The 24,041-nt window shown below is 68.8% G+C and carries 19 protein-coding genes, 1 tRNA gene and 1 other RNA gene; 7 read left to right on the forward strand and 14 right to left on the reverse strand.

Annotation, left to right across the window (positions count from 1 at the left end; all coding sequences use genetic code 11):
• Window positions 1-242: 242 nt before the first annotated feature.
• Together VIP82_RS18110 and VIP82_RS18115 are read left to right on the forward strand one after the other, a co-directional pair.
• The gene (locus VIP82_RS18110; protein WP_331911164.1) at window positions 243-1,598 is read left to right on the forward strand and encodes a chloride channel protein; all 1,356 of its coding nucleotides are present in this window, start codon (window positions 243-245) and stop codon (window positions 1,596-1,598) included.
• Between the two features lie 265 nt (window positions 1,599-1,863).
• On the forward strand, window positions 1,864-4,230 hold the full coding sequence (locus tag VIP82_RS18115) for a sulfatase-like hydrolase/transferase (RefSeq protein WP_331911166.1): 2,367 nt from the start codon (window positions 1,864-1,866) through the stop codon (window positions 4,228-4,230).
• A gap of 97 nt (window positions 4,231-4,327) precedes the next feature.
• On the opposite strand, the gene VIP82_RS18120 is transcribed toward VIP82_RS18115, so the two are convergent.
• Together VIP82_RS18120 and VIP82_RS18125 are read right to left on the reverse strand one after the other, a co-directional pair.
• Window positions 4,328-4,672, reverse strand: a complete 345-nt coding sequence (locus VIP82_RS18120) for a hypothetical protein (RefSeq protein ID WP_331911168.1) — start codon at window positions 4,670-4,672, stop codon at window positions 4,328-4,330.
• Between the two features lie 209 nt (window positions 4,673-4,881).
• Window positions 4,882-5,406, reverse strand: a complete 525-nt coding sequence (locus tag VIP82_RS18125; protein WP_331911169.1) for a GNAT family N-acetyltransferase — start codon at window positions 5,404-5,406, stop codon at window positions 4,882-4,884.
• 205 nt (window positions 5,407-5,611) lie between these two features.
• Between VIP82_RS18125 and VIP82_RS18130 the strand changes: the two genes are divergently transcribed.
• Window positions 5,612-5,962 carry a cupin domain-containing protein gene (locus VIP82_RS18130; protein ID WP_331911170.1) on the forward strand — a complete coding sequence of 117 codons (351 nt, stop codon included), beginning with the start codon at window positions 5,612-5,614 and terminating at the stop codon, window positions 5,960-5,962.
• A gap of 392 nt (window positions 5,963-6,354) precedes the next feature.
• A complete protein-coding gene (locus VIP82_RS18135; RefSeq protein ID WP_331911171.1) occupies window positions 6,355-7,212 on the forward strand; it encodes a hypothetical protein in 858 nt (285 codons plus the stop codon).
• A gap of 164 nt (window positions 7,213-7,376) precedes the next feature.
• Here VIP82_RS18135 and VIP82_RS18140 read toward each other — a convergent pair whose 3' ends face one another.
• The 11 genes from VIP82_RS18140 to VIP82_RS18190 form a co-directional block, all read right to left on the reverse strand.
• Complete coding sequence (locus VIP82_RS18140; RefSeq protein WP_331911173.1) at window positions 7,377-8,087, reverse strand: lysophospholipid acyltransferase family protein; 711 nt, start codon at window positions 8,085-8,087, stop codon at window positions 7,377-7,379.
• A 99-nt stretch (window positions 8,088-8,186) separates the two neighbouring features.
• Window positions 8,187-8,366, reverse strand: coding sequence for an HTH domain-containing protein (locus VIP82_RS18145; protein WP_331911175.1), 180 nt, complete (start codon window positions 8,364-8,366; stop codon window positions 8,187-8,189).
• Between the two features lie 313 nt (window positions 8,367-8,679).
• Window positions 8,680-10,227: an alkaline phosphatase family protein gene (locus VIP82_RS18150; RefSeq protein ID WP_331911177.1), complete on the reverse strand. Its 1,548-nt coding sequence runs from the start codon at window positions 10,225-10,227 to the stop codon at window positions 8,680-8,682.
• 44 nt (window positions 10,228-10,271) lie between these two features.
• Window positions 10,272-11,093, reverse strand: coding sequence for an MIP/aquaporin family protein (locus tag VIP82_RS18155; RefSeq protein ID WP_331911179.1), 822 nt, complete (start codon window positions 11,091-11,093; stop codon window positions 10,272-10,274).
• 710 nt (window positions 11,094-11,803) lie between these two features.
• Window positions 11,804-11,891 (reverse strand) — tRNA-Ser (locus tag VIP82_RS18160).
• A 41-nt stretch (window positions 11,892-11,932) separates the two neighbouring features.
• Entirely contained in the window at window positions 11,933-14,212 is a 2,280-nt protein-coding gene (locus tag VIP82_RS18165; protein ID WP_331911181.1) for a transglutaminase TgpA family protein, read from the reverse strand.
• Complete coding sequence (locus VIP82_RS18170) at window positions 14,199-15,458, reverse strand: DUF58 domain-containing protein (RefSeq protein WP_331911183.1); 1,260 nt, start codon at window positions 15,456-15,458, stop codon at window positions 14,199-14,201. The genes VIP82_RS18165 and VIP82_RS18170 overlap by 14 nt, the downstream gene beginning before the upstream one ends.
• A gap of 7 nt (window positions 15,459-15,465) precedes the next feature.
• On the reverse strand, window positions 15,466-16,488 hold the full coding sequence (locus tag VIP82_RS18175) for an AAA family ATPase (RefSeq protein ID WP_331911185.1): 1,023 nt from the start codon (window positions 16,486-16,488) through the stop codon (window positions 15,466-15,468).
• Between the two features lie 138 nt (window positions 16,489-16,626).
• On the reverse strand, window positions 16,627-17,154 hold the full coding sequence (locus VIP82_RS18180) for a hypothetical protein (RefSeq protein WP_331911187.1): 528 nt from the start codon (window positions 17,152-17,154) through the stop codon (window positions 16,627-16,629).
• A 3-nt stretch (window positions 17,155-17,157) separates the two neighbouring features.
• A complete protein-coding gene (locus VIP82_RS18185) occupies window positions 17,158-19,260 on the reverse strand; it encodes a primary-amine oxidase (RefSeq protein ID WP_331911189.1) in 2,103 nt (700 codons plus the stop codon).
• Window positions 19,261-19,303: 43 nt separating this feature from the next.
• Window positions 19,304-20,779: an APC family permease gene (locus VIP82_RS18190; RefSeq protein WP_331911191.1), complete on the reverse strand. Its 1,476-nt coding sequence runs from the start codon at window positions 20,777-20,779 to the stop codon at window positions 19,304-19,306.
• A 210-nt stretch (window positions 20,780-20,989) separates the two neighbouring features.
• Between VIP82_RS18190 and VIP82_RS18195 the strand changes: the two genes are divergently transcribed.
• From VIP82_RS18195 to ffs, 3 genes are all read left to right on the forward strand, one after another.
• Complete coding sequence (locus VIP82_RS18195) at window positions 20,990-22,489, forward strand: APC family permease (protein WP_331911193.1); 1,500 nt, start codon at window positions 20,990-20,992, stop codon at window positions 22,487-22,489.
• The gene (locus VIP82_RS18200; protein WP_331911195.1) at window positions 22,482-23,180 is read left to right on the forward strand and encodes an IclR family transcriptional regulator; all 699 of its coding nucleotides are present in this window, start codon (window positions 22,482-22,484) and stop codon (window positions 23,178-23,180) included. Before VIP82_RS18195 ends, VIP82_RS18200 begins: the two co-directional genes overlap by 8 nt.
• 31 nt (window positions 23,181-23,211) lie before the next feature.
• Window positions 23,212-23,308, forward strand: an RNA gene (gene ffs, locus VIP82_RS18205) — signal recognition particle sRNA small type.
• A 38-nt stretch (window positions 23,309-23,346) separates the two neighbouring features.
• Here ffs and VIP82_RS18210 read toward each other — a convergent pair.
• A complete protein-coding gene (locus VIP82_RS18210) occupies window positions 23,347-24,018 on the reverse strand; it encodes an NUDIX domain-containing protein (RefSeq protein ID WP_331911197.1) in 672 nt (223 codons plus the stop codon).
• Between the last annotated feature and the right edge of the window lie 23 nt (window positions 24,019-24,041).

Consider the following 24,041-nt stretch of genomic DNA (forward strand, 5'->3'; position numbering starts at 1 on the left):
CGGAAGTAATGACCTTGTTACGAGCATCGCGCGAGGTATACGCCTCGGGTCCCGCCCTCCCGCATCGTTGCCTTGGCGTTCAGGATGGCGTCGTCGCGTCGTGGACACGGGTGAACGCGTACTGGCATCCTGGTGCTGACGCGACCTGCTTCCTCGCACCGGTCGCCAGAGCGGGCGGATGCCGCCCCATGACCGAAGCGCCGCCAGAGGGACGCGACGCCCGGCATGCAGGAGGTTTGCGCATGGTGAACGAGCATCAGCCGGCGGCGGGCAAGCCCGCGGCGCAAACGCCTGCCGGGCAGGCGGCGCCGTCGGCCGCCGGCGATGTCCCCGTCGCCGAGACCGGAGACTTCTGGCTTCTGCTCGGCGCAGCTGCGCTTCTGGGCATCTTCGGCGGGCTGTTCGGCCTGTTCTTCATGTGGCTGCTCCGCGTCGGGCAGGGCTGGTACGCCTACTCGACCCCGGGCTGGATGGGAGGCCACTGGTGGTGGATCGCGCTGACGGCCGCCGCAGGTCTCATCATCGGCCTCCTGCGCTGGGCCACCCGTCTTCCGTTCAAGACGCCGGGACTGATCGCCGACCTGCAGGACCAGTACGTCAACCCGCGACTGGTGCCCGGCATCCTGCTCGTATCGACAGCCTCGCTCATCGGCGGGGCGAGTCTCGGTCCCGAGAAGGCGTTGGGGTCGGTGGGCGGTGGCCTCGGCCAGTGGATGGCAGCCAGACGTCGGCTCGATGACGAAGGGCGCGGCGCCACGACGCTGAGCGGAATGGCGGGAGCCTACGGGGGGCTCTTCTCGAGCCCGATCATCGTGGTGATGATGATCGTCGAGGTCGCCCGTCCTGGCGGGGCGAGGCTCACGCGGGTGCTCGTCACCTCGATCCTGTCGGCGAGCATCAGCTTCGGCATCTACTTCGCCGTCGCGGGAACGGTCTTCCTCGACCTCTACGCGGTTCCGTCGTTCTCCTACGAGAACTGGTACCTCCTGGCAGGCGTGGGGATCGGACTTCTCGCGGCGGTCGTGAGCACTCTGCTCGGCGTGACCGTCACCGCCTCGGGCAAGCTGTTCGACAAACTGCCGCTTCCCGACATGGTCAAGTCGATCATCGGCGGCGTGCTCTTCGGCGTCATCGGCGTGATCCTGCCCCTCACGATGATGACCGGCACCGATCAGCTCGGCGTCGTCCTGAAGGAGGGATCGACGCTCGGCCTCGGTCTCGTCGCCGTCCTGGTGATCGCGAAGATGATCACGATGGGAGTCAGCCTCGGCAGCGGCTTCATCGGCGGCCCGATCTTCCCCGCCCTCTTCATCGGCGGCACTGCCGGCGTCGCGCTGCACCTCGCGGTGCCGAGCCTGCCGCTCGGCCTCACCTTCACCTGCATGCTGGCAGCGGTCGTCGGCGGGTTCGTTTCAGCGCCGTTCGCAATGGTGCTCTTCGCGGCCTTCACGACGCAGATCGGGGCGCTGAACACGACTCCGGTCCTGATCGCGGTGATCACGTCGTTCGTCACCGTCGAGGCCGTCAAGTTCCTGCTCGCCAGGCGCAGTCGACCGAGGGCCGACGCCACGGCCCATGACGAAGTCGAAGAAGACTGAGATCGGTCACCTGCGGCGGAGGGCCGCTGGCTGACGCTTGTGGATCGGCCATCGGGTGACGAACGACAGCGGCGCCACTCGCGTGTTCGGGACTGCTCGTTGGCCAGAGCAGCGCTGGTGACGCCTGCTCGGGGTAGTCGTTCGGCATCGGTGGGACGGCTCCGCCGGCGGGCGAGCGTACGCCAGCATCAGTTCACGCAGATGGGGTGATGTGCGCGCGCAGGGGTGCGATAGCGTGCGCCTTGGGGACCTGAGGAGGAAGACAATGCCTGTCGATCGCCATGCCCGCACGATGCTCCCGATTCCCGACCGGCCGCGCCCCGGCTTGACCACCTACGATGCGAAGGATCCCGCCACCTCGTATCCGCCGATCGAGCCGCTTCTCCCACCCGAGGGCGCGCCGAATGTGCTGGTCATCCTTCTGGACGATGTGGGATTCGGCGCCTCGAGCGTATTCGGTGGGCCGTGCCGCACGCCGGTCGCGGAACGACTCGCAGCCGGCGGCCTCAAGTTCAACCGCTTCCACACCACGGCACTGTGCGCTCCCACGCGGCAGGCGCTGCTCACCGGCCGCAACCATCACTCAGTGGGTATGGGCAGCATCACCGAGACCGCGACCTCGGCCCCGGGGAACAGTTCGCTGCGGCCCAATACGAAGGCGCCGCTCGCGATGACGTTGAAGCTCAACGGCTACTCGACCGCCCAATTCGGGAAATGCCATGAGGTGCCTGTTTGGCAGTCCTCGCCGATAGGCCCGTTCGACGCGTGGCCGTCGGGGGGTGGCGGGTTCGAGACGTTCTACGGCTTCATCGGCGGCGAGAACAACCAGTGGGAACCCGCACTGTACGAGGGCACGACGGCCGTGGAACCGCCCGCGACACCGGAGGAGGGCTACCACCTCACCGAGGATCTCGCCGACCGGGCGATCGGCTGGGTCCGCACCCAGAAGGCCCTCGCCCCCGACAAGCCCTTCTTCGTCTATTTCGCGCCGGGAGCCACCCATGCACCGCACCACGTGCCAGCCGAATGGGCAGACAGGTACAAGGGTGAGTTCGCCGACGGATGGGACGCTCAGCGCGAGAAGACGTTCGCACGCCAGAAGGAACTCGGCGTCATACCGACCGACGCCGAACTGACCCCGCGGCACGACGAGATCCCGGCGTGGGACGACATGCCCGCCGATCTGAAGGCCGTGCTCGAGAGGGAGATGGAGGTGTACGCGGGATTCCTCGAGCACACCGACCACCACGTCGGCAGAGTCCTCGACGCGATCGAGGATCTCGGGATCCTCGACGACACACTCATCTACTACATCATCGGCGACAACGGCGCCTCCGCGGAGGGCACGGTCAACGGCGCCTTCAATGAGATGGCGAATTTCAACGGCATGGCCGCGCTCGAGACGCCCGAGTTCATGCGATCCAAGATGGCGGAGTTCGGCTCGCCGACCTCCTACAACCACTACGCCGTCGGGTGGGCGTGGGCGATGGACACCCCGTTCCAGTGGACCAAGCAGGTCGCCTCGCACTGGGGAGGCACCCGCAACGGCACGATCGTGCACTGGCCGCGGGCAATCCACGACAGAGGGGGCCTCCGGTCCCAGTTCACCCATGTGATCGATATCGCCCCGACGATCCTCGAGGCGGCCGGGCTACCCGAGCCGACACAGGTCAACGGCGTACAGCAGTCGCCCATGGAGGGCCGCAGCATGCTGTACGCGTTCGAGGACGCCGACGCCCCCGAGGCGCACGACTTGCAGTACTTCGAGATGTTCGGCAACCGCGGCATCTACCACCAGGGATGGAGCGCCGTCACCAAGCACCGGACGCCCTGGGTCATGGTGGGCGGCGCACTGCCGGCCTTCGACGACGACGTCTGGGAGCTCTACGACGGAGCGACGGACTACAGCCAGGCACGCGACTTGGCGCAGGAACATCCCGAGAAGCTGCATCAACTGCAGCGACTCTGGCTGATCGAGGCCGTGAAGTACAACGTGCTGCCTCTCGACGACCGCACCGCCGAGCGCCTCGACCCCGGCATGGCGGGGCGACCGACGCTCATACGCGGCGACTCGCAGCTGTTCTTCCCCGGCATGGGCCGGCTCTCGGAGAACAGCGTCGTGAGCATCAAGAATCGATCCTTCTCAGTCACCGCCGAAGTCGACGTCCCCGAAGACGGCGGACGGGGTGTGATCATCGCGCAGGGCGGCCGGTTCGGTGGTTGGAGCCTCTACCTTCTCGACGGCGCAGCCCGGTTCGTCTACAACGCGCTCGGCATCCGCCGCTTCACGATCTCGGCCGGCAGCGCCGTCACACCTGGCACCCACCAGGTGCGGGCGGAGTTCGCATACGACGGCGGCGGTCTCGCGAAAGGCGGTGACGTCACCCTCTACTACGACGGCACCCCGGTCGGCGCCGGCCGCGTCGACGTGACCCAGCCCATGGTGTTCTCAGCCGACGAGACGACCGACATCGGCTACGAGTCGGGCACACCCGTGAGCGACGACTACACACCGCAGACCAGCCGCTTCCGCGGCCGCATCAACTGGGTGCAGATCGACCTCGGCGGCGACGACCACGACCACCTGATCGACCCGGACGAGCGAGCGCGCATCGCAATGGCCCGCCAATAGCGAGCAACTCCCAGCCCTTCCGCCTCCCAAGCCGAGAATCCGAGAATTCGAAACTCTCATTTTCTGAAGCGCGACGACGCGTGGAGGCGGGCGAACGCTACGCCACGTCGTCGTGGTCGCGGATAGCTTCCCATTGGTGCTCTTGCTCATCGACGGCGGACGCCTCGGGATAATTGAGTCCGCGGGTCAGCCTGCGCAGCCGTGCAACGACCTCCTCGTCGACCAGCTCCTCGCCTCCGTCGGAAACCATCTTCGCCACAATCTGGCTCGCCGGTCCGATCAGGAACCTCGCTGACGTCCGCGAGCCGTCAGGCTCGCGGACAGGGATCTGCACGAGCTGCGCCCCGTCCTCCTCGCCGAGGGCGCGGCTGTACTCAAGCAGCGCGTCAGCGATCTCGTCGCCTGTCAGGAACTCGCCACCCGCGTACATGATCACCTGCATGCGTCCTTTCTAGAGCGAGGCATCCGCGCCGACGAACATCCTTGCTCAGATGGGCTTAGGGAGCCATAATGACGCCTCGCATGCCAGCGACCGGATCGACGACAATTGCGGCTGCACAGCACATCCTGTCGCTCACGCCGCTGGTCGCGGCACTGCGTCGAAGGGCCAGAACCCAGCGCTTTAGCCGGCTTCGCACGCCAACCGATCGACTATCGGGCGTACGCAGCTTGCCGGCTGAGCCACTCGTGTGCTGATATCTCGAAGGTCAGATAGCGGGAAGGGGCGCCGAGGAACGTCGCGCTGGCGCCAACGCCGACAGGGCGCATCGCGAGACGACGCAAGATCCTCACCGAAGAGACGTTCGCCTCGACGGCTTCTGCCCAGATGGTGTCCAGTCCGAGATCAGTGAACCCGAACTCCAGGGCGCTGAGTGCAGCGGCCGTACCTAGGCCGCGACCCCACCGCGCCGATGGACCAATGAGGTACCCGAGCTCACGCCGTCTCTCGTCGTCGCCATAGAGATCGACGTACCCGACCGAGTCGTTCTCGCTGAGCACGAGTAACCGGTGAAGTTTCGGATCCGGCCGAGCGATCGCTTCTCGCCACCACTCGATCGCGTCGACCGGAGACTCTCTCAGCCGCCAACCCGCATGCGCGCAGAACACCGGATCGGTCGCCCACGACGCAAGCGTGCCGGCGTCGGCCGCGATCAATGGCCGAAGCGTTACACCCACAGCGGAAGTCAACCACGACCTACGGATGACCCTGCGATCAGGTCGATGCCGCGCTGGCCTGGTGATCGAGTCGCGCACTGCGGGTGCTCACCGCCATGACTGTGCGTTCGGCGACGGGCCTGCGGACGTTCGGGCTACCGGCCAAGCGTGCATTCCCACAAGAGGGGCGAAGAAGTGCGCGCGTGCTGGTGGCTAGGCTCGCAGGATGCCGACGCCGATCAGTAGATCTAACGCCGCTCACTACCTGTGGGGTGAGGTCAGCCATGGGTGGCGTCTTGTCGACGACCTGGGTCTGTCAGTGATCGAGGAGGAAGTGCCAGCTGGAGCTGGCGAGGAGTGGCACATCCACCGTGTCGCTCAGCAGTTCTTCTATGTGCTGGAAGGCGCGGCAGTGATGTGCCTGGAGGCCGAAGAGATCCCCCTGGCAACTGGTGAGGGTCTGACGGTCGCGCCCGGCCAGTCGCATCGATTCACGAACCGCAGCGAATCTCCAGTCCGGTTTATCGTGATCAGTTCACCGAATACACGCGGGGACCGGTATCCCATCGCGCGCTGAAGGATCCGCTCGCGGTGCACCGGCACGAGCAGGGACGCCCACCGCACATGTAGGTCGTTCGCCGCTTGAAGCCGATCGCGACATCACCGTCGCTCGCCCCGATGGGAGGGACGGCGGTTCACGCAAGCGACTCCTCAACGGGCGACGATCGGAGTTCGATCGGGCTGGCGCAGCCAATGGTTCGTCGCCCCGGACGCCCATTCTGGGCGTCGTCAGTTCCTTCTCGTGTCAGGCGACGGACCCAGCTCGATCGGTGCGAGCGCTCGACGCGGTCCCTTCGTCGTCCTCGAGTTCCCGACCATTGACCGGCAAGTGAACCCGGTCTCGGCAACGTGATCCTCCGTCCCGGGTACTCCCTTTCCCGGTGTTGGGACTGGGCGGATAATCAGGGCATGGATGCGCCGCAAGGCCCGGCCGACTCCGAGCAAGGGGAGGAGTTGCAGCGCCTTCGGCGACGCGCGTACGGACCGAATGCGGACATCGGCGGGGATGCGGCGGCTCAGGCTCGACTTTCCGAACTGGAGGCAGCCCAACGTCGGGAGCGGGCTCCCGTCGTCGATGCCGCCGCAGTGCTCCTAGCCCCTGTCTCGGAACGCGTCCCGGTCGCTGAGCCTCTCGAAGGGTCGCGCCGTGCGTCGACATCGGTCCCGCACCCCGTCGGCACGGCGTCCGCCGAGCATGAGCCTGACGGAGGGTCGGTGGCCGAGCAAGACCCCGCCGGGGTGCCGATCGTCGATTCCGAACCGATCGACAAAGCCCGCTCGGAACCGTGGTGGCGCCGCCGCCGCTTGCTGCCCTGGGCCCTCGCCGCGGTGGCGGTGCTGGCCGCAGCCATCGGCATCGGCGTCTTCTTCGTCGTTGATGGATCGAACCGGCCCGAACCGGTCGCACACCTCACTTCGCAGGGCCAACCCGGGAGTGGGTCCATTCCTGTCGACGATGACGTCCCTGTGAGGTACGACTTGACGGTCGCCGACTTCGTCTCCTACGGCTCGTACGGGCCGCTGCACATATGGAGCACGACGAAGCTGGAGAACAAACGATGCATCGCCGTCGTCGTGGAAAATCACATCTCCGTGTTCGAGTGCACGGCACCCTCTGTCGACACCATCGCCGATTACAACATCGAGCCCAACCTGATCCCACCCGCGCCATCCGGTGAGTTGACGCCATACGTCCGATTCGTGCTCCACGATGACGTCGTCGACGTATACCGACCGAAAGAGGAGGGCGAGTTCTACGGATCCTAGTTGCGCTGCGCTACACCGCCAGAACTCGGTACTGACCGTCGGTACGCACACACATGCTCAGCCAGGATCACCATCCGTGCAGTGGTCGCAACAGGGGCGGCACCCGTGCTTCGGGGTGTGTGCGGCTTGGATTGGTGCGTCCGGGGCGCTTTTACCGGGGCGGCTCAGTCGCGAGAAGTCGCGTTCACGCTCCCGGAGCGTTCCTGTCCGCTCAGGCGTGCGATGGCGGCCATCATGCGCTCGGTGATCTCGCGACGAGCCTTGCCGTCCGGCACGCCCTCAAGGTCGGCGAGGCCGAGCGGCTCACCGAAATGCACCTCGAGGCGCGGCCTCCCCCGCAGCAGATGGCTCAGCGGCTTGGCAGTGCCGGTCCCGACCAGGCCGACGGGCACGACCGCGGCGCCCGTATCGCGCGCCATCCACGCCGCGCCACCATGACCCTCGTGCAGCTTCCCGTCGCGTGAGCGAGTTCCCTCTGGGAACACCGCGAACACGCTCCCGGCCCGCAGAATGCTGCTGCCCGCGTCGAGCGAGGCGCGTGCACCGCGACCGGTCGCACGGTACACCGGGACGCCGCCGATCGAGCTGAAGAACCAGCGCTTGAGGCGGCCGAGCATCCCGGAGCCCGTGAAGTACGACGACTTGATGAGGAACTGCACAGGGCGGGCCGCGGACGTCGGGATGATGACCGTGTCGAGCGACGCAAGGTGGTTGCTCGCCAGCAGCACCGGCCCGCGCTCAGGCACGTTCCCTCGACCGACGACGCGCGGGCGGTACATCAGCCAGAACAACGGCCGCAGGAGCACCCGTCCCAGGAAGTAGATGGCGCCCGGCCGCGGTGCAGGGGCGGGGCTCGGCGGAACAGGCGGGATCACCTCGCCACCCTAACCGTCATCGTCGGGGTCGATCCGCATGCGGGCGGGGTGCGAGGGAGTTCCCGTGCCGGACGCGGGAGCCCGGACAAGAAAGGGGCATCAGTGTGCGGCGGCGACTCGTCGCTGGATCTCTCGGTAGATCGTTGCGCGTGAGACGCCGAACAGTTCGGCGATCTCCGTCTGCGAGTACTCGCGGCCGTCGAGCAACTCGTAGATATGAGCAGAGAGATCCTGCTCAAGCGTGGACACCCTGGCGCAGCCAACCTTGATCTCATTCATGACGACATGGTCGGTACGGGCCGGCTGCGACAGTGTTTCCACGTTCGCGACCGATCGCTGAGCGTGCACCTGCACGCGCAGAATCAGCGATCTTCGACATCGACCAGCCAGCCAGCCAGTGAGCGTGCCGTCCGCTCAGTGGGTGGATCGCTGACGTTGGTGCCACCCGGCGCTACGTGCACGGCGGTCACGACTGGCCATTGCCGTCCGTGGCGCGGTCCACCTGATGCTCTTCGGCGTACGGCATCCTGCTGTTCGCCTCTGACGCAGCACGCGGCGCCCCTTCCGGGACGCCGCGTGGGTGTCTCTGCCGCTACTGCAACTTCGGGAACAGGTGGGCGACCGTCTTGCGGAGCGAGGCCAGAGCCTCTGCACCGTCGAGCTGATCGATGTTCGCGTCGACCGGCGCCGACGGATCGATCAGCTGGGCGAGGTGAGCACCGCCGCCGACGATCGCCTTGGCGAGCGGTGACAGCGGCTTATCGAGCGGAACCAGGGATTCGTCGAACTCGGGCACCGGCTGGGCAGTGACATCAGGCCACTCCGACGGCAGGCGCGGGGTCTCACGGCTGAGCAGGGGTGCGATGTCGGGGGCATCGGCATCGCGTTGCGTGAGCGGGTCGCCGAGGTCCCACCGCTCGCGGAGCGTGCGGATCACCGAGGTGTGGTGATAGATGTCGTTGATCACCGTGTTCTCGTCGATCCACGGCGAGATCACGATCGCGGGCAGGCGGATACCGAGTCGATCGAACGTGAACCCGTACTGGCCGGGACCGGCGTTCGGATCGGGCGGACTCGCTTTCGGCGGTACGACGTGATCGTAGGTTCCGCCGTGCTCGTCGAACAGCACCATGAAGAGCGTGTTCCACCAGTTGGAGCCCTTTTCAGAATCGGCGCTGCGGATCGCATCGTAGAGCTTCGCGAGGAACGCTTCGCCTCCGAGCAGCGCCGACGGAGTGTCCAGGGCAAGTCCGGGCATGAGCGCCTCGATCGGCGGATGCATGTCGTTGTGGCCGTGCACCAGGTTGGGCTCGATGAACGAGTAGGTGGGCAGTTCGCCGTTCGCGACATCCTCGTAGAACTGATCCGTGGTGACGAAGTGGGTGGCGAAGTGACGTTGCAAACGTGCCCCGTGAATGAGTCCGGTGAACGGCGCAATGGCCGGCGGATCGACGTACACCTTCCAGGTGTGGCCGTGCGCTTCGAGCCGCTCGAAGATCGTCTCCCCGGTGTTGATCGTGGGGAAGTTCTTGTACGGGCTGTTGACGACGAGACCGGAAGCGGTCGCGGCGTTGAAAAACGAGCGGTTCGTGAAGGTCTGCGACGGCACCTCGGCGAACCAGTGATCGAAGACGCCGAAGCCCTTCGCGAGGGTGGAGAGCACGGGCAACTGCTCGGGCGTGTAGCCGCGCATGATCTGCGAGTACTGCTCGTAGGTCGGCTGCACGCCCTTCTCGGCCCAGAAGGCGCTGATGTAGTCGGTGACGAACCCGCCCATCGTCGGTGTGCTGTGATCGGCGGGCAGGTTGTACGGCGCCATCATCTTCTCGGCGAGCACGCCCCGGTTGCTCGGCGGATCAATCGTGTTGAACAGTTGCGTGTTGACATGCTGGTACTCCTCACCCGGATCCGGCGCGGGCGTATCCATGTTTTCGGCGATGCCGTACTCGACGGCGCCGTGCTCGGCGCCGTGCTCCGCCCAGTCAGGGATCGGGTTGCTCAGCTTCTTACCGATAACCCCCTCAAACGAGGGGACCTCACCCGGCTCATAGAGCCGGCCGAGCAGATGGTCGAACGATCGGTTCTCGAACATCACCACCACGACGTGATCGAGAGCCTTGCTGCGGTCGGGAGTGGCCATGCCAAACCTTTCAAATGGATGACGGTGGAAATCGGATGTCGAGGTCAAGCCTTGTCCGGGTTGGCGATTCGGGTGCGGAGGGCGCCCTGCGCGGCTCCCGAGCCGGCACGTCCACCGCCGTAGCCCCGCAGCACGAACGCCATACCGACTGCGATGACGGCGCCGATGATGGGACCGGCGACGTAGATCCAGTAGCCGGTGAAATCCAAAGACGCGAGGTCGGGCCCGAACGTGCGGGCGGGGTTCATCGACGCGCCCGAGATCGGGCTGCCCCACAGGCCCGCGAGGGCGATGTATGCGCCGACTCCCACGGCCCCGATAATGCCGATGTTCTGTGCGCCCGACGCGGTGCCGAGGATGACGCTGACGAGTCCGAACGTCAGGACCGCCTCCATCGTGAGGGCGGACCAGTCCGAGTAGCTGTCGGCGGGGTAGTTGGAGCCGTACGACGACGACACTCCGATGACGGCCGAGAGGAACCACGACGCGACGGCCGCGCCCGCCAGCTGCACCAGGATGTAGCCGGGCACCCGGCTCCACGGGAAGTCCCCGCGCAACGAGAACGCCAGCGTGACGGCCGGATTCAGATGCGCGCCGGAGACCTTGCCCATGAAGAGGATGATCGCCAGCACCATCAGCCCGGGCGCGACAACAGCCGCACCTCGGTTGATTGTGTCGGGGAACGCCTGTCCCATCATGCCGGCCCCTGCGGCGACCAGCACGAGGAAGAACGTCCCGACGAACTCCGAGACGAGGCGACGCCATTCCTGCTTGCGGTCCTGGAAGTCGTTCATCGGTTGAACGACCTCGATTTCGAACCACCGCTCGAAACGGCCCCGGGTTGCTGCCTGCGAATCCTGTGACATGGCGAGCTCCTTCGGTTCAGATCATGCGATCGAGGATGGCGGGTGTGGTGAGCCGCCGAGACGCCACGGTCACGACCTGCGTGATGGTGTCGGATGCGGGGGTGTCGCGACGAGACCAGTCTCTGGGCCGGAGGGGAGGACGCCTCCTGATTCGCGGTCGAAGCGTACGATCCATCGCTCACAACGCGCCCGGCATCGCGTCCGCAGATGTCCGGCTGGCGGACGCGTGCGTCCGGCCATAGTTGTTGTTCCCGCGATCAGCGAGCCCATGGACTTCGCCCCTCTGCGTGTGAAGGAACTGCGACGAGGACGCCCAGTCGGCTCAGCTGAGCAGATGTCTGAAGATATTGGCTGGCCCGGAAGGGCGTCAAGAGCACTGTCGGACGATCGGACACTGATGTCCGCTACCGCGCCGAGCTTGTCCCGGTCGACGAGACCAGAGAATTCTGGCTTGTGATCGGCGCCGTTGCGCTCTCGCGTCGCCCCGCGAGGGACGCTTGCGCAACGGTGGTCATGCAACCTCGCTCCGCGGGCGGTGGTCGCAGACGGCACAGGTTCCGTCGACGACACGCTGTGCCCGTCGATAGCGCAGTCCCACGCGAGCCCTGGGACGGGCCTCGTGAAGGCGGAAAGTGAACGATAACTGTGCCACAAACTGTGCCACGAGGTTTCGGACGAGTCGCGATCCCTTGGAGACACTGGGATCGCATTGGCGGAGGATGGGGGATTCGAACCCCCGAGGGCTTGCACCCAACACGCTTTCCAAGCGTGCGCCATAGGCCACTAGGCGAATCCTCCAGGAGGCCCCGGAGGGCCGTCGACCATCCTACCCTGCGCGGCTACCGTGCCCGAACCGGAGCGCTGCCCGCATAGACGCTGCCCGGGCGGATGATGAGCGATCGCGGCGCGAGGAGCGCCAGGATCCGTCGCGACGGCGGCACCGACGCCAGCAGCGCGACCCTCACGGAACCTGCGGCGTCGGCGGCGGCATCCCCCATCCACTGGGAACGGGCGCCGGCGCGCGAGTAGCTGGCGCGCTCGATGGCGAGGACGACCGTGTTCATCTCGGATGCCGGTGCGCCGTGCTGCTCGACCAGCCGGCGTGCGAACGCGCGAGGGGTCTCGCTGGCGGGGACCGGGATGCCGACGTCGATCGCCGCCTCCTGCACGGACTGCCAGGCAGCGGCGGCGTCACCGCCCCGTGCGGCGGCGTCCTGCTGGCGACGACGCAGTTCGCGGATGAGGAAGGGGAGGGAGAGGAGCACGATCACCGCCGCCACCACGCCCAGGATGGGCAGCGGGTCAAGGCCGTTCTGCGATGCGCCGCCCGCCGCGTTCTCGCGCTGCTCCTCGAGGTCGATCTGAGCCTGGTCGCCCGGCGCGGTCGGCGTCGCGCTGGACTGCGGGGTGACGGCATCCGGGTCGGTGGGCTGGCCGGGGAGCGTTGCCTCGGACGAGAACGTCGTCGGCACGCCGAGACCCGACGTCGGCTCGAACGGGATCCAGCCGATCCCCTCGAAGTACACCTCCGGCCAGGCGTGCAGCTGTGAGCTGTACACCGAGAAGACCGGCTGGCCGTCGATGCTCTGCGTCGTCGGCGTGCCCGGCAGATAGCCGACCACGATGCGCGACGGCATGTGCAGCGTCCGGGCCATGAGGGCGAACGCCGATGCGAAGTGGACGCAGTAGCCCTCGCGCACCTCGAGGAACCGCGCCACGGCTTCGGCGCCGCTGCCGTCGAAGCCCTCCTCGACGGGAGCATCCAGAGAGTACTTGAAATCACCGCCGCGGAACCAGCGCTGCAGCGCCGTCAGCCGGTCGTAGTCCGTGCTGGCCTCCGCGGTCATCTGCAGGGCGAGCTCGCCGATCACCGGAGGGATGTCGGTGGGCAGCTCCGTGGTCTCATCGCGCACCTGCGCGCCCACGGCGGCGGCGGCCCGAACCTGCTCGAGCGACGGGCGCGCGGGCGCGTACGCCACCTCGTAGGACTGTCCCTGCGTCGAGCTGTTCGTGGAGGCGACCGTGTGGTTGTAGGGGACGGCGCCCCACAAGCCGGCGCTGAGGCCGTCGATGTCGACGGCCGGGTAGGGCACCGGCGCCCACGGCGAGTCGAGGTTGATGATGTCGACCTTCGCCGAGTAGTCCGTCACCCGGACGTCGTCTTCGGCGTCGACCGCTCCGAAGGCGCGGTCCGCGTCGAGCGAGATGGTCTGCGCGCGATCCGGCGACCACACCCCGCCCTCGAAGCGGGACAGTGTCGTCGCGCGCAGGTACGGCACCGACGGCGCATTGGTCCGCAGGCGCAGCACCTCGGCGTCCTGCGGGCGGCGCAGGTCGTCGCCCAGCTGCAGCGTGGCATCGATCCCCGGTCCGGGGCCGAGGCCGGTTCCCGCACGCGCGCCGGGCTGCGGCAGCACCGGGGTGGCGACCACGGCCACGACGATCGCGATCGCGCCGATGCCGAGCGCCGTGGCGGGGACGCCCGCGGTGCGCTCCGCCTCGCGCTCCAGCGGCTTCTCGCGCGAGCGCGTCTCGGACCGGATGAGGAAGAGGATCGTGATCGCGAGGAACACGAAGCCGATCACGTCGACGTCGCTCGGCGCGGCGATCGCGGGGATGAGCGACACGGCGACGATCCCCACCGAGGCGAGGAGCGGCATCCGTGCCGTCACGACGACGTGGTCGACGACGATCGTGAGGAGTCCCATCGCCCCGACCACGATGAATGCCAGTGACGCCGTGGGCTCGAGCGGGGCCGCGCCGACCGTGATCTGCTCCATCGCGGACTCGACCAGCAGCGGCACGGCGCGGATCGTGTCGAGCGTCGGGATCACCCAGAGCAGCGCGGTGTCGCGCAGGAAGACCAGTGTCATGAACACGGCCCAGACGGCCGCCTCGATGAGTGTGACCGCGACCGCGGGGAGGCGGTAGCGGCGTGCGGTGTAGCCGGCCGCAAGGATCATCGCCGCCAGCAGCAGCGCGCCGATCAGCCACCATCCCGGATCGATCACCCTCACCACCGGCAGCAGCGCCGCCAGGAGCGCCGCGAGGATCGAGATCGTGAGCAGTCGTTCGCCGCCGCGTCCGCGAGCGGACCGGACGGCCTCAGCCGTAGACATGATGCACCCCGCGGCCGATCGCATTGCCCCACGCGATGCCGAGGTCGCGGTCTGGGCCGATGGAGGCGACATGCCAGCCGTGGTCGGCGGCGATGTCGAGCGCGTCGCCGACGGGTCCCGCGGTGAGCAGGACGGGCAGCGTGCTGTGGTGGGCGACAGGCCCCAGCGCCACCGCGTCGGCGGGGTCGAGCCGGCCGACGATGACCACGATGGGTCCGGTCGACAGCCCGGCGAACAGCCGGGACAGCCGGGGGAGCGCGTCGTCGCGGCGAGCCGTGACGGTCGCGAACTGGACCAGCATCGCGTCGACGTCGGTCATGTCGCCGCCGTCGATGCGGTCGACGAGCACGGTGCCCTCGGAATCGAGGACCTCGACGGCATACCCGTCGTGCACCAGCCGGGCGACCGCCGACACGCACGCCGACACGCCGGCTTCGAAGCCCGGATCGGCGCCGGGCGCGCGCAGCGCGTCGGGCGACCAGCGCAGCGCCGCACGGTCGAGGACGACCGCGGCCTCGGGAGTGGACTCCTGCTCCTCCTGGCGCACCATCAGCTCGTCGCGATGCGCGGTCGCGCGCCAGTGGATGCGGCGCATCGAGTCGCCTGACGCATACGGGCGGGCGACCAGGTTGTCGGCGCCCTGGCCCAGCTGATCCGTCGTGGTGTGCAGCATCCCTCCGGTGGCCCCGGCGTAGTCGATGAGCGGCGGCAGATCGACGACCGCCGGTGCGACGGTGACGGGTGTCCGCTGGTTGAAGACGACGGTGCGCCGGGCGAGTCCGAAGGGATCGGACGACCGCACCGTGAGCGGGCCGATCGAATGGACGCCTCTCCGCGCACCGGTGAGGGTGTACACGAGGTCGATGCTGCGGACGCCGCCGCGCTCACCACCGCGCAATCCCGAGCCGAGCGCCGGGAAGGCGCCCTCCGCCTTTCCGCGGAGCCCCTTCGGCAGGGTGTCGCGCCAGGTGCCCGGCGCCGTCGGCAGCGCCGTGCGCACCTCGACCCGCACCGACACCCGCGCGTCGCGGCCGACGGAGGCGACGTCGGGCACGAGCGATCGGGTGACCGCGTCGGTGCGACGCCCCACGTACAGCGATGCGACGCTCGTCGCGACGACGGCCAGCAGCAGGATGCCGAAGTAGATCAGCTCGACGAGTCCGGCCTCGTTGGCGACGATGAAGCATGCGATCGCGAGGACCACCGCTCCGGTTCCCCGGACGGTCAGCGGCCACACGCTTCTCATCGTCTGCTCACTGACGGGAGGCGATCGGCACCCGCACGTTCGCCGCGATGCGCTCCAGGATGGTCGCGATCGCGTCGGCGGCGCTGGTTCCCCGAGCGCCGCCCGCGGCGCGCGTCGGGATCAGGCGGTGCGCGAACACGGCCGCCAGAAGAGCGGTGATGTCGTCGGGGATGACGAACGCGCGCCCGTCGAGAGCCGCCCACACCTTGGCCGCGCGCACCAGCTGCAGTGTCGCGCGGGGGCTCGCGCCCAGCCGCAGGTCGCTGTGGTTGCGGGTGGCCTGCGCGAGGGCGACCGCGTAGTCCTCGATCGCGGGAGCCACGTGCACCGCCCGGGCCCACGCCACGAGTCCCGACACCTCGTCGGCCGACACCACCGGCGCCAGCTGGTCGAGGGGGTTCGCGGTGTCGCGCTGGCGGAGCATCAGGGCCTCGGAGCGCGCATCCGGATAGCCCATCGAGATGCGCATCATGAAGCGGTCCCGCTGAGCCTCGGGGAGGGCGTACGTCCCCTCCATCTCGAGCGGGTTCTGCGTCGCGACCACCAGGAACGGCTCGGGCACGTAGTGCGTGCGGCCGTCGACGGTCACCTGGCGCTCCTCCATGGCCTCGAGGAGCGCTGACTGGGTCTTGGGGGACGAACGGTTGATCTCGTCGGCGATGACGATGTTCGCGAAGATGGCGCCGGGCTTGAACTCGAACTCGCGCTCGACCGGGTTGAAGACGCTCACGCCCGTCACGTCGCCCGGCAGCAGGTCGGGCGTGAACTGGATGCGGCGGACCGTTGCGTCGACCGACGTCGCCAGCGCCCGCGCCAGCATGGTCTTGCCGACACCGGGTACGTCCTCGATGAGGAGGTGCCCCTCCGCGAGCAGGCACACCAGCGAGCTGCGCACCGCGTCGGGCTTGCCGTCGATGACGGTGCCGACCGCATCGAGGATGTCGTCGGTGATGCGGGCGAATCCGTCCGCCGTGAGCGCGCCAGCCGGGGCGTCTGGTCCCGTCCGGGCATCCGTCGCGGTATCGACCATCGAGGCCTCCTGTTCCGCCTTCCAGCGGGCGGGTCCGGCGGGTGGTGCGGGCGTCTTCGCCCACGGCTCGATCCTAACCACGGCGTGCGCGGTGCGGCACTGGGAGAACGCTGGATGCCGTCGCCCGCCGTCGGGGGCCTAGAGCGACGCTGCCGCCATCAGCAGCACCGAGACACCCATGCAGGCGAGCTGTGCCCGGTCGAGAGGGCGGTGGGCCCGCACCAGGAGGAGCACCGAGAATGCGGCGTACGCGAGCGCGCCGCCGAGCAGGAGCGTCATGAGCACCGCGCCCCCGCCTCCGTGCCCGTGCGCCGCTGCGCTTGCGGCGGCGAGCGGGTCGTGCCCCATGCCGAGCTGCAGAGCGGCCATCGCGATCAACCCGAGGCCGGTGTGCACCGCCATGCCGGTGCCGGGCCGGGGCTGCGCTGCGGAGGCCCGCCGGCCGCGGGGACCCTGCCAGGCAGCGAGTGCCATCGCGGAAGCGATGAGGAGTGCCGCCCAGTAGACGGGGGCGACGAGGCGGGTGAGGGCGGCGTCGAGCATCGCGACCAGCATGAGGACGGATGCCGCGGCGTCGGGCCACCGCGCCCGACCGCGGTCGGCTGCCAGACAGCAGGCGCCGATCGCGGCCGGGGCGATGGCCCAGGCGTGGAGCAGTTCCGCCACGGATCAGCCGTGGTGGTGGTGCTCGTCGTGCGCGTGCCCGTGCTCGCCGTGCGCGTGCCCGTGCTCGCCGTGCCCATGGTCACCGGTGTCATGCGCGTGGGCGCCGGGCGTGGGCCCGTAGCCGCCCATCGCTGCGTGGACGTGACCCGTGCCCGCTGCGCAGTGCGCCGACTCCGGCGCCGGGACGTGCAGCGTCGGGTTGCGCTCGAAGAAGTTGTACGGCTTCAGCGTGAACTTGGCGTAGTCCATGGGCATGACCGGCCAGTCCTCGTTACGGGGGAAGTGGGTGAGTCCGAACGTGTGCCAGAGCACGACGTCCTCGCCGATAAGGGGCTCGTCGCCCGCGATGAAGGCCGGCAGGCCGCCTCCGCCCGGGTGCTGGTTGACGAAGTCGCCGGCCGCGTAGCGCTCGGCGGGATCGTACTTCGTCACGAACAGGTTCTTCGTCGCGAACGCGGCGCGCGAGGCGATCGACGACGCGTCGTCGGCGAGGAGCACCGGCGTCTCGGTGGGGAAGAGCACGTACGAGGTCGGCTGGCCCATCGACGTCGTCTTCTCGGTGGAGGCGATCTGCCAGACGCGGTTTCGGGCGCCGTCGGCGAGGCGGCCGGAGTCCTTCTCTGAGGCGATCGGCACGACGCTCTTGGTGAACGCATTGCCGGCGGGGTTGGCGGCCGAGATCGGCACGCGAACGGCGTCGATCTCGTTCACGACGTTGGCGATGCCGTCGACGGTCATGTCGAGCCGCGCCGAGAACAGGTGCTGGTGGTACGGGGCGCCGAGACCCGGGGCGACCTCCGAGGCGAACGGGTAGGGGGATCCGTCCTCGTTCGCGCCGGGGTAGGCGGACGTGAACAGGATGCCGGTGAGCTTCGCCTCGCACTCGATGGTGCCGTCGAGGTAGAGGTACCAGAAGAACCCGTAGTCGTAGTTGCCGACGGTGGTGAAGAACGAGATCACCAGCCGCCGCGACCGCCGCACCTCCGAGGCGCCGGTGAAGAGGTCGGTGTGCTTCCAGAGCGAGCCGAAGTCCTCCTCGTGCATGCACACGCCGTTGCGCACGGTGCGCGGCATCCCGAGCTCATCGGCGAGGATCGCGTCGACGTACGTGATGTCGCCCACGCAGTCGCAGCCCAGCTCGAGCTCGTTGGTGTACCGGCCGAAGAGGTATTCGCCGGTGTCGAAGTAGTTCTGCCAGAACCGGTTCGGCTGTGGGTCGGCGTAGGGCACCACCATCTCGCTGATCGACCCCCGGTACATCACCGGGCGTCCGGCGAACGAGAGCTGTCGCAGGATCAGGCCCTCGCGCGTGTCGAAGCCGATCCGCAGGTCCCACTCGCCCCAGGTGACGTGCTCGCCGTCGACGTTCAGGCTCGATCCTTCGGGCTGCGTGATCACGATGGGCTTGAGGCCCTCGAGGGGCGGACCCTGCAGGGCGGGATCGTCGTAGTTGCCGCTCGTCTGCGGGATGTCGTACCCCGGGTTGTCGACGACTTTGATGACCGAGCGGGCGGCGACGTCGATGTAGGCGGTGAGTCCGTCGACCGGGTGCGCCCAGGGGTGATCGGCGGCGTGGAACTGCTGGAACGCGAACGTGCGGAGGATGCGGCGCCCGGCCTCGTCCTCGTAGCCGTAGCTGCCTGCCGACAGCGGCACGAGCACGACGTCGTCCGGAGTCAGCCCGCGGGCGGCGAGAGCAGCCACCCACTCCGCGTTCTCGTTCGCGATGACGCCGACCTCTTCGAACTCGGCGTCGAGGATCGGGAGCTGGCCCGCGGTCCCATCGAGTTCGACGGTCGAGACGACCTCGCCGTCGGCCAGCGAGACGACCAGGTCGAGCGATCGTGCGGACCTCATGTCGAGCAGCTGGACGCGTGCCCGCCGTTCGGGCAGCGCGCCGGTGCCGGCCTCCCACGCCAGGATCTCCGGCTTCGGCGCCTCTTCGAGACCGACGTAGGCGAATCGCGTCGCCTCCGTCGTCGTGTCGAGTGCGAGCACGATCGCGCGGACGGCTTCGATCTCGGCGGGCGTCAGCGACGCGAGCGGATGCTGCGGTGCGGGCGGCGCGGTGAAGCCCGAAGCGGTGGCGATGTCGGTGATGGTCATGGTTCTCCTTCGGTGCGGGGGATGGATGTCGGCGCGCGGCGCGTCAGCCGGCGATCGAGTCGGTGAGCTTCGCGTAGGCGGCAGGGCGGCGGTTCTTGATCCAAGCGGCCTGGACGTACCCGATGACGGGGAAGACCACCACGAGTCCGAGGAGGAACCAGCTGACGGCGGCGAACACCGGGTTGCCGTCGGCATCGACGTCGCCGACCATGATCGGGAAGTAGGCGACGATGAGGGCTGCCGAGAGCATGAGCCCCACGAATCCGAGGGCGGGGGCGATCACGGTGTTCCACACGCGCCGGTCCTTCTTCGTCCTGACGAAGTAGACGATCACCGCGACCGACGTGAGCGCCATGAGGATCGCGATGGCGAGGGTCGCGACGCCGGCGAACCAGGTGAAGACCTGCAGCACGGGGTCGAGGCCGAGTACCGCGAAGACCGCGATCAGCACGACCGCCGTGGCCGTCTGCACGAGCGACGACACATGCGGCGAGAGGTGCTTGGCGTGCACCGCGCCCATCTTGTCGGGGAGGACACCGGCGTTCGCCATGGAGTGCTGATAGCGCGTGACCACGTTGTGGAACGAGAGGACGCAGGCGAACATCGCGGTGATCAGCAGGATGTTGACGGCGATCTCGCCGAACGAGCCGAGGTAGCGGGCCATCGTCGTGATGATGAACGTGCCCGGATCCTCCGCGATGGCATCGAGGACGTTGCTCGGTCCCCACGCCATCACGAGCCCCCATGCGGCCAGCGTGTAGAAGACTCCGATGCCGATCACGGCGGCGTACGTGGCGCGAGGGATCGTCCGGTTCGGGTCCTTCGCCTCGTCGCGGAAGATCGCGGTCGCCTCGAAGCCGATGAACGCGGCGATCGCGAACATCAGCCCCACGCCGGGGGAGCCGCTCGCGATGTTCGCGGGCTCGAACGGCGCGGCGCTCAGGCCCTCGGCGCCGCCGCTGGCGACGACGACGACGACCATCGCCAGCACGATCCCCACCTCGGCGACGAGGAGCACGCCGAGCACCTTGCTCGACAGGTCGATATGGCGGTAGCCCAGCACGCCGACGACAGCGATCGTCGCGAGCGACATCAGCCACCAGGGCAGGGCGGGGCCGCCGATCGACTCGACGGTCACCGACAGGATGTAGCCGATGTACCCGTACACCGACACCTGGATGGTGGTGTACGTCAGCATCGCGATCCACGCGCTCGCGAGTCCGGTCGAGCGACCGAGACCGTAGCCGACGTACGTGAAGAAGGCGCCCGGCTTCGGCACGTGGCGGGTCATCGCGGCGAGACCCACGGAGAACAGCAGCAGGATGACGGCGCTGATGGCGTAGAGCGCGGGGAAGCCGATCCCGTTGCCGAGGAGCATGCCGAGCGGCGCGGCGCCGCCGATCACGGTGAGCGGGGATGCGGCGGCCACCACCATGAAGACGATGGCGGTGACTCCGAGCGAGCCGGTCAGCGTCCGCTTCGCGGACGCCTCGACTCCCTTCGATTCGAGCTGGGTCATGGCAGAACCTCCGGGCGAACGCGGGAACGGGATGCCCTGAGCCTCGCGGGATCGCGTTGCGGCGCCGTCGCGCGCCGGTGAAACCTCGTGCACACCGAGTGAGATCGGCCGGGGCGGGCGTCTCATTCGGGTGACACACGGGCGAAACACGCGGGTAGCGGCCCGGCAACCGCGCCCGCGTAACGTCTCACGGGCACCACCGGAGGCGACATGACCGCACTCGAGCGCGCGATCGCGCGACCCGATCCCGTCCACGACTTCGGTGCGCGTTCACCGCTGGAGGGGCTGGATCGCCGCAGCGTCGGCTTCTTCGACGTCCTCGCCCAGTCGGTGGCCGCCGTCGCCCCGGCTGCCGCGGCGACCACCGTCGTGCTGCTCGTCGCCGGCATCTCGCCCTCGGCCACCGTGCTGTCGATCGTGCTCGCCGGCGTCCTCAGCCTCCTCGTGGCGCGCACGATCTCGCAGTTCGCGCGGCGGCTGGCCGCTGCCGGGTCGACGTACACCTACACCGCCCGCGGCCTCGGCCCGGGTGCCGGGCTCGCCTCCGGCGCGGCGATCCTGGTCGGCTACGGTGCGATCGCCATGTTCGCTCTCCTCGGCGGCGCGTATTACGTCACGTTCCTCCTGGAATCGGCGTGGCCCGCGGTCGGAGGCCCGGGGACGCTGGCCGCCGTGCTGGCCGCCGAGGCGGCCTTGGTCGCCGTCGTGCTCGTGCGCGGCATCCGACTGTCCTCGCGCATCGCCCTCGTGGTCGAGGTGCTCTCGGTGGCCGTCATCGCCGTGCTCCTCGTCGTGCTGCTCATCCGCATCGGTCCGATCGACCCCGGTCGCGTGCTCGGACTCGCCAGGATCGACCCCGCCGCGCTCGCCGCGGGCTCGGTCATCGCGCTCACCGCCTTCGTCGGCTTCGAGAGCGCGTCGACGCTCGGCGTCGAGGCCCGCGCCCCGCTGCGGAACGTGCCGAGGGCGATCGTGTGGACGGTGCTGCTGTCCGGCGGTCTGTATGTCCTGGCGGCGGTCGCCCAGGTCGCCGGTTTCGATGCGATGGGTGCCTCGCTCGCCGCCAGCGCCTCGCCGATCAATGAGCTCGCGTCGGCCTACGGCCTGGGCGGCTGGGGCGTCGTGGCCGATATCGGCATCGCGGCCTCGTTCATCGCGTGTGCCATCGGGTCCACCACCGCCCTCACGCGCGTGCTGTTCACCATGGGGCGCGACCGCGTGCTGCCGTCACCGGCGGGTCGTGCGCATCCGCGATTCGGCACGCCCATCGGTGCGGTGGCGCTGGCCTTCCCCCTCATCGCCGGCGTGCCGTTCCTGCTCCTGCTGTCGGGCGTCGACGTGCGCGGCGCGATGCACGCGACCATCGCCGTCGGCGGCGCGGGGTACATCGTCGCCTACATCCTGGTGTGCATCGCCGCACCCGTCTTCCTGCGGCGCATCGGAGAGCTCACGGTCGGATCGGCGATCACCGCGACGGTGTCGGCGGTCGTGCTCACCGGTGCGCTGGTCACGTTCTTCGTGGTCGACGCCGCCGGCGGCAGCGTCGCGGTCTGGGTGGTGCTGGCGGTCGGCGCGTTGGCCGCGATCGCGGTGCTCGTCCGGCTGCGCCGCGGCACACCGTCGCTCGCGCGCGTCGGGTCGTACGACGAGCCCGTCGCCTCGGAGGTGCTGGGCGGCATCGCCCGGCGGGAGCGGAGGGGCGGTGCCTGAGAGGGTGTCGCCGGGCCCGACCCTGACGGCGCGTCAGCCGAAGGCGGTGCACAGCGCGCTCACGGTGCTCGAGGCGGTGGCGCACCTGGGCGCCGGTGCGACCGCACGCGAGATCTCGCTCGAGCTGGGACTGCCCCGGGCCACGGCCTACCGCCTGCTGAACCTGCTCGTGCAGGACGAGTACCTCGTGCGCACGCCCGACCTCGCGGGATTCGCGCTGGGCGCCAAGGTCGTGCAGCTCGCCGCCGTGGCGGCGCCGCCGGCGCGCCTGACGTCGGCGGCGAGGGGAGTGCTCGCCGAGGCGCGCTCGGCGCTGCGCGCCGGCGTGCACATCGTCTTCTTCGTCGACGGTCGCATCTCGGTGGTCGACGCGGATCCCGACTTCCCGCTGTCGGACGAGGTCCGTCTCGCCCGCGAGCCCGAGCGATTCGCGATCGGTCGGCTGCTCACGATCGAGCAGGGCACCGCCGAGGCCGCGTCGCGCCGGGACTTCGACGAGCTGGGCGCCACTCGCCAGCGGGGTGAGCTCGCCCCGGCATACGGCTGTGTCGCGGTGCCGATCCTCGACGGCACCGGGCGCTTCGCGGGAGCGGTCGGGTTCTCCGGGCCACGCCATCGGGTCGACGAGCCCGCGGCGGTGCTGGCGGTGCTGCAGCCGGCTGCCGCCCGCCTCGGTCCCCTGGTGGTGTGACGTCACCCCCGCGCAGACCGGCTAGACTGTCAGAAGCTCTCCGCGAGGCGGCATCCAGGCCAACTCCCCCAGGACGGAAACGTAGCAAGGGTAACCAGGCTCTGCCGGGTTCGCGGAGAGTCTTAATCTTCCCGGGTGCTTCGCTCAGCTCAGCGTCCGGATGCGGTCAGTGACCGGCGGCGAAGGGGCCGTCGAGCGCCGCCCACTGCAGCAGCATGATGGTCTTCGCGTCCTGGATCCGCCCGTCGCGCACCATCGCCAGCGCATCCAGGATGCCGATCTCGAGCAGCTCGATGTGCTCGCCCTCCTCCTGGAGACCGCCCCGATCGCCGGTGCGTGTCGAGCCGTCGTAGCGGGCGGCGAAGAAGTGGAGTCGCTCGGTGACCGAGCCGGGGCTCATGTACACGTCCCAGACGTGCTCGAGCTCGCCCACCTCGACGCCCGTCTCCTCCGCTGCCTCCCGGCGGATCGCCGTCGCCGGGTCGTCGTCGTCGAGCAGTCCCGCCGCCGTCTCGATGAGCATGCCGTCGGGGTGGTCGTTGACGTAGACGGGGTAGCGGAACTGCCGCGTGAGCAGCACCGTGCGCCGATCCGGATCGTAGAGCAGCACCGTCGCCCCGTTGCCGCGATCGTAGGTCTCGCGCTGCTGGGTCTCCCAGCGGCCCGACGGATCGCGGTACTCGAGCGTCGTGCGTCGCAGCACGTGCCAGGCGGAGGCCAGTACCTCGACATCCATCACCCGGACGTCCGGATTGCGCTGCAGATCGCGTCCGATCCGATCGAGTCCCGTGCGGCCGCGGTGGTCGGGAACGTCGATTCCGGGTCGGGGAGCTTCCATGCATCGAGCGTAACCGGGCGCTC

This window comes from Microbacterium sp. (genome assembly GCF_036566905.1).
In the GTDB taxonomy this organism is placed as follows: domain Bacteria; phylum Actinomycetota; class Actinomycetes; order Actinomycetales; family Microbacteriaceae; genus Microbacterium.